The 262-nt window shown below is 61.1% G+C and carries 1 protein-coding gene; it reads left to right on the top strand.

The window, feature by feature from the left end; all coding sequences use genetic code 11:
• Positions 1–262: amidohydrolase family protein (locus tag C1X29_RS30030; RefSeq protein WP_158247916.1), on the top strand; the 262-nt coding region annotated here is incomplete at both ends.

Below are 262 nucleotides of genomic sequence, written 5' to 3'. Positions count from 1 at the left end.
GCCTGCCGGTCGGCATCCATGCCGGTTCCGCCTATCACAATCCGCCGACCGCAGTGGGATGGGGTTCCTACCACATCGAGGACTATGTCGGTCAGGCCCAGGCGTTCCAGACCCAGCTCACCAGCCTCATTGTTGAGGGCGTATTCGCTAAATATCCGCGGCTGAAGATGGTGATGCTCGAATCCGGCGTTTCCTGGATCTCACCCTATCTCTGGCGCCTCCACAAATTCTGGCGCGGGGTGCGGATGGAGACGCCCTGGGT

The sequence above is a fragment of the Pseudomonas sp. GW456-12-10-14-LB2 genome, assembly GCF_002884345.1.
Taxonomy (GTDB): domain Bacteria; phylum Pseudomonadota; class Gammaproteobacteria; order Pseudomonadales; family Pseudomonadaceae; genus Aquipseudomonas; species Aquipseudomonas paraglycinae.
This window is presented reverse-complemented; position numbering and strand designations above follow the sequence as displayed.